This window comes from Pseudomonas sp. BP01 (assembly GCF_022760795.1).
GTDB lineage: Bacteria > Pseudomonadota > Gammaproteobacteria > Pseudomonadales > Pseudomonadaceae > Aquipseudomonas > Aquipseudomonas putida_Q.
The window spans coordinates 183400-198140 of sequence record NZ_JAFBKA010000004.1; the positions used below are offsets into that span (position 1 = coordinate 183400).

Genomic DNA, 14741 nt, shown 5'->3' on the forward strand with positions numbered 1-14741 from the left:
GCCGGGCGGCTTCAGGCCCATGATCGACGCACGCCGACCCTTTGATCAAGCCCCGCGTGTCACCCTGTAGGTGGCCGAAGGCTCCAGGCGCGCCTGCCAGCCGGGTGGCAGGACGATGTTGGTGGTGTCTTCCTCGATCACGCAGGGGCCATGCACGGTCTGCCCAGGTAACAGGCGGTTGCCGTTGAACACCGGTGTGGGTTGCCATTCGCCCTCGGCACTGAACAGCATCGGGCGGACACCTTCCGGGGCAGGCGCGGGTGGTTGGGCCTGGCCCTGCAACTCGGGCTGTGGCGGACGCGGCAGGTGACCCATTACCGAACACTCCAGGTTCACCAGCTCCACCGGGCTGTCAGGCTCGCTGTACGAGTACAGGGTCTGGTGGCGGCTGTGAAAGCGGCTGATCAGTGCGGCCAGGCCCGCGTCATCCAGTGCATGCTGCTGCAGCTCCACGCTGCATTCATGGATCTGCCCCAGATAGCGCATTTCCAGGGTGTAGTGGCAGCTGCTGGCTTGGTCGCCAAAACCGTCTTCACGCAAGTTTGCCAGGCCTTGTTGACGCAGCTCGGCAAGGGCCTGGTTGAGCTGCGCCAGGTTGACGTGCCCGCCGTCCAGTCGCATGGACAGGCTGGTGAGCTGGTCGTAGCGCACGTCGGACAGGATCTGGCCGAACGCGCACAGGCCTGAGGCCACCTTGGGGATCAACACGGTCTGCATGCCGATTTCCTCGGCTAGGCGCACCACGTGCATGCCCGCCGCGCCACCAGCGCCGATCAGGGCGAAGTCGCGTGGGTCGTGGCCGCGTTCGATGGACACGCGGCGAATGCCGTTCACCATGTTCAGGTTTACCAGGGTGGTGATGCCGAATGCTGCGCGTTCCACGCTGATACCTAACGGTTCGGCGATCTTGCTGCGGATAGCGTCCAGTGCGGCTTGGCGGTTCAGGCGGATGCTGCCGCCCAGTAGTGCGCCGTCGGGCAGGTAGCCCAGGGCCAGGTTGGCGTCGGTTACCGTGGGTTCGCTACCGCCTTTGCCATAGCACACCGGGCCAGGCATGGCACCGGCGCTGCGTGGGCCCACCTGAAGCATGCCCAACTCGTCCAGGTGGGCGATGGAGCCGCCGCCGGCGCCCAGGGTCTCCACCTGGATCATCGGCACGCCGATGCGCTGGCGCAGGAAGTCGACGTCCTTGCTGAAGTTGGTGCGCCCCGCGTTGGTCAGGGTGATGTCGAAGGAGGTGCCGCCCATGTCTACGGTGATGACGTTATCGATACCGAACGGCCTCGCCACCGCCAGCCCTGCCTGTGGCGCCGAAGCGGGGCCGGAGTTGATCGCATTGACGGCGCGCTCGCGCATCAGGTGCCCGGGCGCCAGGCCACCGTTGGACTGGAAATAGCGCACTGGCTGCTGCGCGCCAAGCTCCTGGAACAGGCTATCGATGCGCGCCACGTAGCGCGCCATCACGGGGCTGAGGTAGGCGTTGACCACGGTGGTGGAGGTGCGGGTGTACTCGCGAATCTGTGGAAACACCTCGCAGCCGGTGCAGACGAACACCCCGGGCAGGGCGGCCCGTACCAGCTCGGCGGCCCGCTGCTCGTGGCTGGGGTTGCGCACCGACCACAGGAAGGAAATGGCCACGGCCTGCACGCCTTCGGCACGGAAGTAGTCGATGGCGTCATGAATGGCGCGCTCGTCCAGCGGGCTGTGCTCACGGCCATCGCCGAGGATGCGCCCACCTACCGGGCGGCGCAGATGGCGTGGGGCAAGCATGTGCGCCGGCGGGTAATGGGCGTCGTAGCGGTGGCCTTCTTCCTTGTGGCCCAGGCGGATTTCCAGGCTGTCCTCATGGCCTTCGGTGCACAGCAGGCCCACCTTGACCCCGGTGCGCTCGATCAGCGCATTGAGGGCCACTGTGGTGCCGTTGATGCACAAGTCGCAGTTGGCGATCAGCTCGGCTGGGCTGCGCCCGGTGGCGTCGGCGATCTGCGCCAGGCCGGCGCGGATGGCCAAGGTGCCATCCTGCGGCGTGGACGGGGCCTTGAACAGCTGCACGCCGCCGTCGCGGTCGGCCAGGATGAAATCGGTGAAGGTGCCGCCGGCATCGATGCCCAGGCGATATTGATTACGCATGATGGTTCTCCGGTCAGCGCTGGGCGCGGGCAAGGCGGGTTGCGGTTTCGTCGAGGCGGCCATCGTCATCGACGACGACGCCATACTCCAGGGCTGCCCCTTGTGGCGAGACCAGGCCGCTGCGCACATCCTCCAGCACTGCTGCGACCGGACGGCGCAGCGGGTCGCCGTAGCCACCGCCACCCGGGTTGATGTTGATGATCCGCTCACCGGGCTGCAGGGTAAGCATCGGGTTCTGCGTGTAGTGGTCTTCGCTACCGTCGGCGTGGCGATGGATCAGCCGGCCCAGTTTGGGCTCGAGAAGGGCGTTGCGTGCCCCGGCCGCGCCCGCAGTGGGCAACTGGCGGCCCTCGCCGAAACCGACCACGGTCATGGCGTGGTCCAGCGGCTCGATCTCCAGGCGGGTGCCCGAACCACCGCGCAATTCACCGGCGCCACCACTGTCGGCCATCAGGCTGTAGCGGTGGATCAGCACCGGGTAGGCGTGTTCGAGCAGCTCGATATCACCGCTCATCAGCGCCCCGAAGCAGCACAGCGGGCCGCAGGCGTGCCAGCCATCCATCACCTGGTTGGCACCGGCGCCGGAAATGATCGAGGCCAGTACCATCGTCACGTACTCGCTGTTGCCGTTGCGCGGGTCGTGGCCGGCGATGTTGATGCCGCTGGTGTGCCCCCAGGAGGCCGTGACCCGCTGTGGCGAGGCCTGTTCCAGCGCGGTGCGCACAGCATCGGCCAAGGTTTCCATTGGCGTGGTGGTGCAGTTGACGTGGGGCGCCGGTTCCTCGGCGTTGCACAAGGTACCCCTGGGCCCGACATCGACCGTTACGCAACGGTACAGGCCTTCGTTGTAGGGCGGCGCTACCTGGGCGAACATCATCAGCCCCAGGTATACGCCCGAGACCGAGTTGCCTTCGTAGGAGTTGATGAAGTAGGGCACTTGCGGCGGGCTGTCGATGCGCACATGGGCCTGGTCACCACGGATCTGCACATGGGCGGTGATTGCCAGCTCGCCCAGACCGTGGCCTGCATCTTCGAGCACGGCGGTGCCGCTGTAGTCACCGTCCGGCACGTCGCGCAACAGCGCGCGCATGTGCCGGTCGGCCATGTGCTTCAGCTCGGCAATGCACGCCCGCACCTGGGCCACGCCGTACTTGTCCAGCAGCTCCAGCAAGTGCCGCTCGCCAACCTTGCAGGCGCCGTACTGGGCATTGAGGTCGCCTTCCTGATAGGGGCGGGCGCGCATGTTGGTGAGCATGAAGTTGATCACGTCTTCGCGGCGCTTGCCCTTTTCCCACAGCTTGACCGGCGGAATGCGCAGGCCTTCGGCGTAGATCTCCTTGGCATCGGGGTTGTAGCCGGCCGGTACGGGGCCGCCGATGTCGGTCAGGTGGCCTTTACACACCGTCCAGAACACCAGTTCGCCCTGGTAGTACACCGGCTTGTACATGCAGCAGTCGAGAATATGGCTGCCCTTGTAGGCGGGGTCGTTGTGGTAGATCACGTCGCCTTCGGCAATATCGTCGCCAAAGAATTCGGCCACGCATTTCATGGCCGGGATAAGCGAGCCCAGATGGATGGGTATGTCCTGGCCTTGCAGGATCATTTCCGGCAGGTGGTCGAACAGCGAGTTGGAATAGTCGTGGGCCAGGTTGAACACACTGGAGCGCCCGGTCTTTTCCAGGGTCAGGGTCATTTCGCGTTGCGCTGTCTCCAGCGCACCCCGGACAACCGCAAGGGTGATCGGATCTACTGTCTGCATAGGTCACCAACGTTTGTTCTTGTGCTTTGGCTGCGTGCCGCGGCAGGGCGGCGCGTGGTGACAGGCTACGGGGCAGGGCGTGGGGAAGGCTTGTCGCTGGGTGTACTGGTTGTTGTGTTATGGCGCACTACAAGAGAACATGACCCCTGTAGGAGCGGCCTTGTGTCGCGATGGGCTGCGCAGCAGCCCCAAATTCTGGCAGGTTGAGACCTACTGCCCCAGCATCTGCCGCACCAGCCATTGCCCCGCCGGCCCAAGCGCCCGCCGGCTCGACCAGGCCACATCCATATCCACCCGGCGCGGGTAACCCGCTATCTGCAACTCCACCAGCTCGTTGCCAAACCGCGCCACCAGCGCCCTGGGCAGTTCGGCCCAGCCAAACCCGCGCACGGCAAATTCCAGCAGGGTGAGGTAATCCGGTGCCGACCAGGCCTGGCCGCGGCCGCGGTGCAGGCTGGGGGCATAGGTCTTGATGTAGAGCTGCCGCGCGTTTTCAAGGTGTTGCGGTTGCACGGTTGCACGGCCTGCCAAGGGGTGCCCGCTGGCCACATACACACCGAACTCTGCCTGCTCCGGCAAGCGCGCCACTGCCACGTCGGCGGGGTAGCTGGGCTGCGTGGCAAGAATGCCGACCTGGGCCAGGCCCTGTTGGACCATTTCGATCACATCGGCGTCTTCCGCCGGGCCGCAGCGCAATTCGGTGTGCGGGTAGTGCTGTGCAAAGCGAGCCATCACCGCGCCCTGGAAGGTGACGCTATAGCTGTCCGACATCACCACCGAGACCAGCGCCTCGACGTTTTGCGCCAGCCTTACCGCCAGGGCATCGAGCTGGGCGCTGGCGTCCAGGATCGCTTCGACATGGCTTAGCACCTGTCGCCCCGCTTCGTTCAGCGTGGGGTGGCGGCCACCGCGATCAAACAGCGAGCAGCCGATATCGGCCTCGAAATTGGCGATGGCGATGCTGATCGTGGACTGGCTTTTGCGCAATTTGCGTGCCGCCGCAGAAAACGAACCCAGCGATGCGGCTTCGACAAAGGCGACCAGAGCCTCGGGTGAGTAGCGCATGGTATTGATAAAACCGATGGTAGCTATGTCGCGAGTATCAGTTCTATCAAAGAAAATAGGAAGCACGACTCACGCAATGGATGGAATTTGCAATGAAAACGGTCTCTTTCACCGAACGCCTGGTACACGCCGTGGGCTACGAAGTATTCGCGGTGCTGCTGTGCGCACCGCTGTTGTCCTGGGTGATGGGCAAATCGCTGGCGACGGCGGGTGCGTTGGCGGTCACCCTGTCGATGATCGCCATGCTGTGGAACATGGTTTATAACGCGCTAGTTGATCGCTGGGTGCAGACCGAACGCATCCTGGAAGGCCAGTGCGCGCTTTGTGCACGGCCTGGGCTTCGAGGCCGGGCTGGTGGTGTGGTGCCTGCCGGTGGCGGCGTGGATGCTGGATATTTCGCTGCTGCAGGCGTTCATGGTGGAGCTGGGTTTCTTCGTGATCATCCTGCCTTACACCGTGCTGTACAACTGGGCGTTCGACAAAGCCCGGCATCTGCTGATGCAGCGTCGCGTGGCATAAAGTTGTTCGCGCAAAGCCGAAAGCTTGCACATTCCCTGTGGGAGCGGGCAAGCCCGCGAAGCAGGCGACACGGTGGATGGCATCGGCTGCGCCGGTGTTCGCGGGCACGCCCGCTCCCACAGGGTCATCAACACATTCAAAAAAAACGGGGCATCCCATCGCTGGCATGCCCCGTTTTCATACAGCTGATGCGCCTCAGGCGACCTTGACGATCCAGCCTGCCGGTGCTTCAACATCACCGCTCTGGATGCCGGTCAGCTCGTTGTAGAGCTTCTGGGTAACCGGGCCGACTTTTTCCAGGTCGTGGAACACGTGCAGTTTGCCGTTGTACTCGATACCGCCGATCGGGGTAATCACCGCAGCGGTACCGCAAGCGCCGGCTTCGATGAAGCGGTCCAGCTTGCTGATTTCGACATCGCCTTCGATCACGGTCAGGCCCAGGCGCGATTGCGCCAGTTCCATCAGCGACAGACGGGTGATGCCTGGCAGCACCGAGGCCGATTTCGGGGTAACGAACTCGTTGTTGGCGGTGATGCCGAAGAAGTTGGCCGAACCGACTTCTTCGATCTTGGTATGGGTCAGCGGATCGAGGTAGATGGCGTCGGCGAAGTTGGCCTTCTTGGCTTCAGCGCCTGGCTGCAGGCTGGCAGCGTAGTTGCCACCCACCTTGGCTGCGCCGGTGCCTTGTGGGGCGGCGCGGTCGAAGCTGGAGATCTGGAAGTTGTGCGGCTTCATGCCGCCCTTGAAGTACGAGCCCACCGGGATGGCGAAGACCGAGAAGATGAACTCGGGGGCGGTGCGCACGCCAATGTTGTCACCGGTGCCGATCACGAACGGGCGCAGGTAAAGGGCGCCTTTGCCGTGCGGTGGCACGAACTTTTCGTTGGCCTTGACCACTTGTTTGCACGCTTCGATGAACACATCGGTCGGCACATGCGGCATCAGCAGGCGCGCGCAGCTGCGCTGCATGCGGGCGGCGTTCTGGTCCGGGCGGAACAGGTTGATCGAGCCGTCCTTGCAACGGTAGGCCTTGAGGCCTTCGAAGCATTGCTGGCCGTAGTGCAGGGCCGTGGAGCCTTCACTGATGTGCAGCACGTTGTCGTCGGTCAGGGTGCCCTTGTCCCACTCGCCATTGCGCCATACGGACAGGTAGCGTTTGTCGGTTTTGATGTAGTCGAAACCCAGCTTGTCCCAGTTAATGCTTTCGTTGCTCATGACACCCTCATTGTCTTGCAAGTGCCCGATCGCTCGGGCTGCTGTTATATGCGCACCACGTCACCATAATACATCCGTCGCGGATCGGGAACGGCCAGTCACGAATTGATAGCCTGCGATGCTTTTTTTTCGGTTCCTACAACCGCAGGTACTCATCCAGTGCCAGGTTTTCCAGCAAAACCGCATCATGGGACGCGACCATCAGCGCCCCGCGAAACTCCCCGAGCATGCGCTCCAGGGCTGCCAGTGACGGCAGGTCCAGGTGGTTGCCGGGTTCGTCCACCAGCAACAGGTCGAGTGGCCGCTCGCGGTACAGCACGGCGGCCAGCGCTGCCTTCATCCGCTCGCCGCCGCTGAGCAGGCTGCTGGGCAACTCGACGCGGGCCGCATCCAGGCCCAGTTGTGCCAGGCGGCTGCGCAATTCGCCCTGGGCCAGCACCGGGTTGGCTTGGCGCAGGTGTTCAAGCACGCTGCTGTGGCCTGCCAGCGTGCTGCAGTGCTGGTCGAGCAAGGCGGTTTCGCCACTGCGGCGCAACGTGTCGGGCGACGCCGGTAATTCCCCGTTCAGCAGCCGTAGCAGCGTGGACTTGCCACTGCCATTGGCGCCGATCAGGCCCAGCCGCTGGCCCAGGCACAAGCGCAGGTCAAGCGGTTTGCGGGTGCCATGGGGCAAGCGAAGTGCCTGCAACGCCAACACTTCGCGGCCCGCATGACGCTGGGGCGTGGGGGCATGCAAGGTAATCGCAGTGGCTTGCTCGACCTGGCGGGCGGCGTCATGCACTTTGCCCAGCAATGCTTGCCGGGCGTCGCGATGGTCGCGGTGCTGCTTTCCCGCCGTGGCCTGGCTGCGCTCCTGCTGGCGGTCGACCAGGATCTTGGCCTGGTTGGCATGCCTGGCTTGACGCCCGGCCCGGGCCTGATGGCGTTCCTGGTCTTCGCGCTGGCGCTGCAGTTCACGGGCCTGGCGTTGTTGCTGCTGCTTCAGTCGGGCAAGTTGCTGCTGGGCCTGCGCCATCTGGCTGGCTTTTTGTGCTGCATAGAAGCTGTAGTTGCCGCCATAGGCCTGCAACCCCAGGCTGGATAGTTCGACAATGCGCGCCATGTGCGCCAGCAGGCTGCGGTCGTGACTGATTACCAGCAAACCTCGGTCCCAGGCCTCGATCATGCTCAGCAGCTGGGCACGGGCGTTGCTGTCCAGGTGATTGCTCGGTTCGTCGAGTATCAGGTAGTCGGCACCGCTGAGCCATGCGCCTGCCAGCGCCACGCGCATGGCCTGGCCGCCGCTCAGGCTGCGTGCGGGCTGGCGCCAGTCAAGGTGACCCAGGCCGTTGCGCTGCAGGTGCATCTGCAATTGCTCGCGGATATCCCAGCGCTCGGCAACGGTGTCGAAATCCTGGGGGTTGATGCTGCCTTGCTCGATGCGCTCCAGCGCCGCAACCACCGACCCCACCTGGGCCAGGTCGGCAAGCGTGGTGCTGCGCTCGATTACCTGCTGGTTCAGCAGATGGACAGGCCCCCGGCGCCTGCACTGGCCGCTGCTCGGTGCACGCTGGCCGGCAAGAACCTGCCCTAGCAGGCTCTTGCCCACGCCATTGCGCCCGACCAGGCCGGTACGCCGTTGGTCGAAGGTTTCGTTAAGGTCGGTAAACAGTAGCCGGCCATCAGGCAAGGCCAAGGAGACGCTGTCCAGCGTCAGGATCGACGTGTTCGTCATGCACAACTCCACAAATGCCGCGACATCTCCGGAGCAAACCGGAGGCTGAAGACTGGCCGTCGAATGGACGGCGGCATCAATGGCGCATTGGACGAACACCTCGTGATGGGGGAGTGCGTAGCCTAACGGCCCGTCGGGGGCGGGTAAAGTACCGCCCGCCGTGTATGGGTTTCCTGCACTGGCCTCATCGCCGGCAAGCCAGCTCCCACAGGTACTGCGCATGGCGGCAGGCCGGCGTGGTCAGGGTGGAGCTACAGGTACTGCGCATGGCGTCAGGCCGGCGCGGTCAGGGTGGGAGCTGGCTTGCCGGCGATGCGCCGCGCGAGCGGCGCCCGAGCTTGTCTGGCCCTGGGCTCAGCGCCCCGTCAAGCGCTTGGCCCAGTCGCCTCCGTGGCTCTGTTCGCAGGCCTCTTCGCTGTCAAACCGTACATGCCAGGCCGGGTGATCCAGTTGTATGCCGGCGTGGTCCAACGCCTGACGGGTCAGCGCAAGCATGCGTGCCTTTGCTTCACCCGCCACAGCAGCGACTTTGTCGGCCTCTTGTTCAAACACCCAAGTAATACGCAGGCTGGCCGGAAAATGCTCGGGATCGAGACGATGGGTAAGCCAGGTGAAGCCGACGATTTCTGCCTTGGCGGTTTCACAGGCGTCCGTCAGGCACGCTACCAACTCCCGCTCCAGGCGGGCCATTTCGCGTTTGCCCAGCGCCTTCACAGGTTGGCCTCGTCATCGATCTGCTGGCAGAAGCGCAGGCGGTTGCCGAACGGGTCGCATACCTGCATCTGCAGGCCCCAGTCCAGGCGCTCGGCTTCGGGCCAGGCGTAACCGTACTGTTTGCCTTGCAGTTCATGCTCCAGCGCCCGCAAGTCGTCGAGGCGGGCGAACACTGTAGAGCCGGGGCAGGCATCGCCATGGTGCTCGGTAAGGTGCAGGATCAGGCCATCGCGGTGAATCTGCATGTACAACGGCAGGTCCGGGCTGAAGCGGTGCTCCCAGTCCAGGCTGAAACCGAGGAAATCCATGTAGAACTCCCTGGCCTTGTCGACCGAGAAGATGCGCAGTACCGGGATGGCGGGGGCGAGGGGCATGGGGCGTCCTTGACAGTGGGCAAAGTCGCCACTGTACCGCAGTGGTGTCAAGAGTTGTCGGCAAGCCCCCCGCAATGGTTGACCACCCGCCAGCCACTGCGTAGCCTTGCCACTTCGAGGTTCTTCGGCCAGGCCGAAGCTAAGACGGGAACGCGGTACAAGCCGCGGCTGCCCCCGCAACTGTAAGCACCGACAACGGATCGACAGAGCCACTGCGCCAACGCGCGGGAAGGCGTCATCCCGCCAGCCCGCCGTTCAACTGAACAGCGCACTGGAACGGTGCAAGCCAGGAGACCTGCCTCGCAACGTTTTCGACTTTCAACCGGGCGGGGTGATCCGGTGGCGAACAAGCCCGGCCAACCTGGCCCGCGGCTCTCGTCCTGCATGCCCGCGCCACTCTGCCAAGGGCAATGCGACATGAAAACACTGGCCAAGCTCCCCGTTACCATCGTCACCGGCTTCCTCGGCTCGGGCAAGACCACCTTGCTGCGCCACATGCTCGACAACGCCCAGGGCCGCCGCATTGCGGTCATCGTCAACGAATTCGGCGAACTGGGCATCGACGGTGAAATCCTCAAGCAGTGCAGCATCGGTTGCACCGAAGAAGAAGCCAGCGGCCGCGTTTATGAGCTGGCCAACGGCTGCCTGTGCTGCACCGTGCAGGAAGAGTTCTTCCCGGTCATGCGCGAGCTGGTGGCACGCCGTGGCGACCTGGACCACATCCTGATCGAAACCAGCGGCCTGGCCCTGCCCAAACCGCTGGTGCAAGCCTTCCAGTGGCCAGAAATCCGCAACGCCTGCACCGTCGACGCGGTCATCACCGTGGTCGATAGCCCGGCCGTGGCTGCCGGCACCTTCGCTGCCTACCCCGACCAGGTGGATGCCCAGCGCAAGCTCGACCCTAACCTGGACCACGAATCACCGCTGCACGAACTGTTCGCCGATCAGCTGGCCAGCGCCGACCTGGTGGTACTGAACAAGGCCGACCTGATCGACGCCGAAGGCCTGGCCAAGGTCCGCGCCGAAGTGGCCGAAGAACTGCCGCCGGCAGTCAAGGTGGTCGAGGCCAGCAGCGGCAAGCTGCCACTGGAGGTACTGTTGGGCGTGGGCGCCGAGTCCGAGGCGCACATCGATGGCCGCCGCACCCACCACGATTCGCACCACGACGGCGATGATCATGACGACCATGATCACGACGCTTTCGATTCCATTTCCATCGACCTGCCAGAGGCTGACGAAAGCCTGCTGCTCGATGCATTGACCCAGCTGGTGGTGGAGTTCGGCATCCTGCGCGCCAAAGGCTTCGCTGCCATCCCGGGCAAGCCGATGCGCCTGCTGGTACAAGGCGTGGGTACGCGTTTCGACAAGCACTTCGACCGCGCCTGGCGTGCCGACGAGCCGCGCATCACCCGCCTGGTGCTGATCGGCCAGGACCTCGACGCTGCCCAGCTGGAAGCGCGCCTGCGCCAGGCCTTGGGCGCCTGACCCGTGCACCTGCTGCGGACCCAGCCCGGCGGCTTCGTGCCGGATGACAGTATTGCCGACCTCGGCCAGACACCCGCCGAACTGGTGATTCTCTGCAGCGGCGATTCGCACCTGGCCTTGCTCGCCGATACCGCCGAGCAACTGCCTGAGGATTTCCCCAGCCTGCGCCTGGCCAACCCGATGCAGGTGCAGAACCACGCTTCGGTCGACCTTTATGTCGACCAGGTGCTGCGCCATGCCAAGGTCATCCTGGTGTCGCTGCACGGCGGCGTCGGTTACTGGCGCTATGGCGTCGAGCAACTGGTCGAGCTGGCTGCGCGTGGCGTGCAGCTGATTCTAGTGCCGGGCGATGATCGCCCGGACCCGGAACTGACCAGCCTGGGCAGCGTCAGTGGCGAGCAGGCCGAGCGCCTCTGGCACTATTTGCGCCAGGGCGGCAAGGCCAATGCCATCAACCTGTACAAGTGCCTGGCCAACCAGTGGCTGGGCCGCGATTATGCCTGGGACGAGCCGCAACCCTTGCCGCGCACCGCTGTGTATCACCCGGCCAAGGGTAGTGTGGCACTGGAAGACTGGTACCCGCACTGGCACCCGGACTACCCGGTAGCGCCGCTGCTGTTCTACCGCTCCCACTTGCAGGCGGCCAACACCGCATTCATCGACGTGTTCTGCCAGCGCCTGCAGGCCGCTGGCTTGAACCCGTTGCCGATCGCCGTGGCCAGTCTCAAGGAAAGCGCCTGCCTGGAGCAGGTCGAAGCCTGGCTGGACGAGGTCGGTGCCGAAGTGCTGGTCAATACCACCGGGTTTGCCCTGTCCAGCCCCGAACGGCCCAACCTGCGCCCGTTCCGTCGCGACATTCCGGTGCTGCAGGCCATCTGCGCGCAGGACAACCAGCCCGGCTGGGAGGCCAGCGAACAGGGACTGGGCGCGCGCGACCTGGCCATGCACATCGCCTTGCCCGAACTCGACGGGCGCATCATTACCCGCCCGGTCAGTTTCAAGGACATGGCCTGGCGCAGCGAGCGCAGCCAGTCCGATGTGGTGTGCTACCGCGCCCACCCCGAGCGCATGGACTTTGTCGCCGAGCTGGCCCGCCGCTGGGTCGAGCTGGCGCGCCTGCCCAATGCCCAGAAACGCGTCGCCCTGGTGCTGGCCAACTACCCGACCCGCGATGGCCGCATTGGCAACGGCGTCGGCCTGGACACGCCCGCTGCCGCACTTAACATTCTCCAGGCGCTGCAGGCCGAAGGTTATCCGCTGGCCGATTTGCCGGGCAGTGGCACGCAACTGATTCACCAGCTGCTCGGCGGGGTGACCAACGACCTTGACAACCTTGACCAGCGCCCTTGCGCCCAGAGCCTGAGCCTGGCCGACTACCAGGCAGCCTTCGAGCGCTTGCCCGAGGCCAATCGCCAGGCAGTGCTGGAGCGCTGGGGGCCGCCCGAGCAGGACCCGATGTACCGCAGCGGCCGGCTGATGGTGGCCGGCTTGCGCTTTGGCCTGACCTTCGTCGGCATCCAGCCAGCCCGGGGCTACCAGGTAGACCCCAGCGCGGTGTATCACGACCCCGACCTGGTGCCGCCGCACGGCTACCTGGCGTTTCACTTCTGGCTGCGCCACGCATTCGCGGCCGACGCGCTGATCCATGTCGGCAAGCACGGCAACCTCGAATGGCTGCCCGGCAAGGGCGTCGGCTTGTCGGCGCAGTGCTGGCCGGACGCGCTGCTTGGCCCGCTGCCGAACATCTACCCGTTCATTGTCAACGACCCGGGCGAGGGTGCCCAGGCCAAGCGACGTACCCAGGCGGTGATCATCGACCACCTGATGCCGCCGCTGACCCGTGCCGAAACCTACGGCCCGTTGCGGCACCTGGAGCAACTGGCCGACGAGTTCTACGAAGCGCAGCTACTCGACCCGCGGCGTGCCCGCGAGTTGCAGCGCGACATCCTCGAGCTGGTCAAGGTCAACCACATCGACCGTGAGCTGCAACTGGAAGGGCAGCTGGACGATGCCGCCGTCTGGCTGCCGCGCCTGGACACCTACCTGTGCGACCTGAAGGAATCGCAGATTCGCGATGGCCTGCATGTGTTTGGCCAGTCGCCAGAAGGACGGCTGCGCCTGGACACGCTGCTGGCGCTCTTGCGGGTTGAGCGTGGCGACGGTCGTGGCGGTAATGCCAGCCTGCTGCGGGCCTTGGCCAAGGCATTGGTGCCAGGCTTTGACCCGCTCGATTGTGAGCTTGGGCTGCCCTGGCAGGGCGCACGCCCTGAGCAGCTTCTGGCCATGAGCAGTGAGCCCTGGCGCACCTGTGGCGATACCCGCGAGCGCCTGGAGCTTTTGGCGCAGCAGGTGATCGAACAAGCGCTGGGCGGCACCCTGCAGCTGCCTGAATCGAGCGAATGGCAGCCGGTGCGTGACGTGGTGCAGGCCTTGCGCGAAGCGGTGGCGCCCAGCCTGGATGCCTGCGGCGCTGCTGAAATGAATGGCCTGCTGGCGGCGCTGGCCGGGCGATTCGTGCCTGCCGGCCCCAGCGGTGCGCCCAGCCGTGGGCGCCTCGACGTGCTGCCCACCGGCCGCAACTTCTATACCGTGGACGTGCGCAACCTGCCCACCACCACGGCCTGGCGCCTGGGCTTCGCCTCGGCCAGCCTGATCCTCGAGCGCCACCTGCAGGACCACGGCGATCACCTGCGCCAGCTCGGCCTGTCGGTGTGGGGCACGGCGACCATGCGTACTGGCGGCGACGACATCGCCCAGGCCATGGCGCTGATGGGCGTGCGCCCGGTGTGGGCCACCGGCAGCCAGCGCGTTGACGATTTTGAAATACTGCCGCTGAGCTTGCTCGACCGCCCGCGGGTGGATGTAACCTTGCGCGTTTCCGGCTTCTTCCGCGATGCCTTCGGCAACCTTATCCGCCTGTTCGATGCCGCCGTGCAGGCGGTGGCCGCGCTGGACGAGCCCGACGACCTCAACCCCTTGGCCGCCCGGGTACGCAGCGAGCGTGCCACACTGCTGGGGCAAGGCGTTGACGCCGAGCAGGCCACGCGCCAGGCCGGCTGGCGGGTGTTCGGTGCCAAACCCGGTGCTTATGGTGCCGGGGTGCAGAACGCGATCGACGGGCGGCTGTGGCACACCCGCGACGACCTGGCCGAGGTCTACCTCAACCACGGCGGCTACGCCTACGGCGCCAGCGACGACGGCACTCCGGCCCGCGCCCAGTTCGCCCAGCGCCTGGCCAAGGTGCAGGCGGTGCTGCAGAACCAGGACAACCACGAGCACGACCTGCTCGATTCCAACGATTACTACCAGTTCCAGGGCGGCATGCTGGCAGCGTCGGAAACCTTGTCCGGGGCGGCGGTAGCCAGCTACCACGGCGACCACAGCCAGGTAGACCGACCGCGCATCCGTACCCTCAAGGAAGAGCTGAACCGGGTGATCCGCGCCCGCGCGCTCAACCCCAAGTGGATCGACGGGGTCAAGCGCCACGGCTACAAGGGTGCCTTCGAGATGGCGGCGACGGTCGACAACCTGTTCGCCTTCGATGCCACCACGCACCTGATCGACGACCATCATTACCAGGGGCTGGCCGATGCCTACGTGCTCGACCCGGCTACCCGCGATTTCATGCGCGAGCACAACCCCGAGGCCCTGCGCGACCTTACCGAGCGCCTGCTGGAGGCCCAGCAGCGCGGGCTGTGGCAGGCGCCGGGCGACTACCGCGAAGCCCTTGAGGAACAACTGCTCGACGGCGAGGAACAGGCTTGAA

At 65.2% G+C, this 14741-nt stretch carries 9 protein-coding genes, 1 pseudogene and 1 riboswitch; of the genes and pseudogenes, 3 read left to right on the plus strand and 7 right to left on the minus strand.

All coding sequences use genetic code 11. The annotated features are described in order from the left end of the window. Window positions 1–45: 45 nt before the first annotated feature. The 3 genes from JOY50_RS05985 to JOY50_RS05995 form a co-directional block, all read right to left on the minus strand. Entirely contained in the window at window positions 46–2130 is a 2085-nt protein-coding gene (locus JOY50_RS05985) for a hydantoinase/oxoprolinase family protein (RefSeq protein WP_243054915.1), read from the minus strand. Between the two features lie 13 nt (window positions 2131–2143). After that, entirely contained in the window at window positions 2144–3889 is a 1746-nt protein-coding gene (locus tag JOY50_RS05990) for a hydantoinase B/oxoprolinase family protein (RefSeq protein WP_132840481.1), read from the minus strand. Window positions 3890–4099: 210 nt separating this feature from the next. Further along, a complete protein-coding gene (locus JOY50_RS05995) occupies window positions 4100–4954 on the minus strand; it encodes a LysR family transcriptional regulator (RefSeq protein ID WP_132840483.1) in 855 nt (284 codons plus the stop codon). Between the two features lie 92 nt (window positions 4955–5046). On the opposite strand from JOY50_RS05995, the pseudogene JOY50_RS06000 reads away from it, so the two are divergent. Then, window positions 5047–5473: pseudogene (locus JOY50_RS06000) on the plus strand (multidrug/biocide efflux PACE transporter). A gap of 195 nt (window positions 5474–5668) precedes the next feature. Here JOY50_RS06000 and JOY50_RS06005 read toward each other — a convergent pair. The 4 genes from JOY50_RS06005 to JOY50_RS06020 form a co-directional block, all read right to left on the minus strand. Continuing rightward, complete coding sequence (locus JOY50_RS06005) at window positions 5669–6688, minus strand: branched-chain amino acid aminotransferase (protein WP_016487380.1); 1020 nt, start codon at window positions 6686–6688, stop codon at window positions 5669–5671. 136 nt (window positions 6689–6824) lie between these two features. Continuing rightward, window positions 6825–8402: an ATP-binding cassette domain-containing protein gene (locus JOY50_RS06010; RefSeq protein ID WP_243054916.1), complete on the minus strand. Its 1578-nt coding sequence runs from the start codon at window positions 8400–8402 to the stop codon at window positions 6825–6827. Window positions 8403–8756: 354 nt separating this feature from the next. Then, window positions 8757–9116 (minus strand): hypothetical protein, encoded by a 360-nt coding sequence (locus tag JOY50_RS06015; protein WP_132840489.1) that lies wholly within the window; start codon window positions 9114–9116, stop codon window positions 8757–8759. Next, complete coding sequence (locus tag JOY50_RS06020) at window positions 9113–9490, minus strand: glyoxalase superfamily protein (RefSeq protein WP_243054917.1); 378 nt, start codon at window positions 9488–9490, stop codon at window positions 9113–9115. Before JOY50_RS06020 ends, JOY50_RS06015 begins: the two co-directional genes overlap by 4 nt. A 100-nt stretch (window positions 9491–9590) precedes the next feature. Beyond that, window positions 9591–9808: riboswitch (cobalamin riboswitch) on the plus strand. A 99-nt stretch (window positions 9809–9907) separates the two neighbouring features. Here JOY50_RS06020 and cobW point away from each other — a divergent pair. Both cobW and cobN read left to right on the plus strand, forming a co-directional pair. Further along, window positions 9908–10975, plus strand: a complete 1068-nt coding sequence (gene cobW / locus JOY50_RS06025) for a cobalamin biosynthesis protein CobW (RefSeq protein ID WP_085623274.1) — start codon at window positions 9908–9910, stop codon at window positions 10973–10975. Window positions 10976–10978: 3 nt separating this feature from the next. Further along, window positions 10979–14740: a cobaltochelatase subunit CobN gene (gene cobN / locus JOY50_RS06030; protein ID WP_132840492.1), complete on the plus strand. Its 3762-nt coding sequence runs from the start codon at window positions 10979–10981 to the stop codon at window positions 14738–14740. Window position 14741 lies beyond the last annotated feature (1 nt).